The following is an 823-nucleotide window of genomic DNA, read 5'->3' as shown; positions in this document are numbered from 1 at the left end:
ATGGCGGCGGCGCCTATCTGGCTTATATAGGTGTGCAGATGTGGCGCTCGAAGGGGCGTATGGCGCTGTCGGCGTCAGGTGCGACCCACGACGTGGCGGCAATGGAACTCGCGCTGCAGGGGTTTGTCACGGCCATATCAAACCCCAAGGGCTGGGCGTTTTTTATCGCGCTGCTGCCGCCTTTCGTTGACCCTGGCTATCCTATGGGGCCGCAACTGGCGGTGCTGCTGTCGATTATTCTGCTGATCGAATTTAGCTGTCTGTTGATGTATGCCGTGGGCGGTAAAACCCTTAGCCGCTTTTTGCAGCGCAGCTCAAATATTCGCCTGATGAATCGTGTGGCCGGGTCGCTCATGATGGGCGTTGCCCTGTGGTTGGCGTTTGGCTAGCAGGCTGCAAGGAATGGCTGGTCGTAGCTGAATAGGGCTCAGGGCCGCGGTGCTCAGCGCGGACTGCTTAGTCGTCCTATAATCCAGCTTCTGGATATATCCACGGATTGTTTATGTCACGAGCCAAGCCTGCAAGTACGGATCCACGCCGGAGGGCAGGCGTGGGGGTATGAGCAGTGCTTTACATTAGAAGCCGGAGTAGTTGAATGAACAATGCCCTACATCCATGACAACTTTGCCAGTTTTAACGGGCTCGTACGCCTGCTTCTTACCGAGATGGGAGCGCGTTTAGGTCAGGACGATGAATACCGGCAGGTCGATTTTGCCAGGGTTGAGCGGCTGGTCTTTGTCTGTCTCGGGAATTTCTGTCGCAGTCCCTTTGGTGAGTGTGTGGCAAAGGGTCACGGTATTCGCAGCGCAGGTTTCGGCTTGTC

General features: G+C 56.4%; 2 protein-coding genes. Both read left to right on the top strand.

From position 1 onward, the window contains the following. Positions 1-389: LysE family translocator (locus MPRO_RS24665; protein ID WP_158651933.1), on the top strand; the 389-nt coding region annotated here is incomplete at its 5' end. 213 nt (positions 390-602) lie between these two features. After that, positions 603-823 (top strand): low molecular weight phosphatase family protein (locus MPRO_RS24660; protein ID WP_216821373.1); only part of this gene is annotated, 221 nt, incomplete at its 3' end.

Source organism: Marinobacterium profundum (assembly GCF_001528745.1).
Lineage (GTDB): Bacteria > Pseudomonadota > Gammaproteobacteria > Pseudomonadales > Balneatricaceae > Marinobacterium_A > Marinobacterium_A profundum.
Note: the sequence above shows the minus strand (reverse complement) of the source record. Positions and strands in the feature narration are given on the sequence as shown.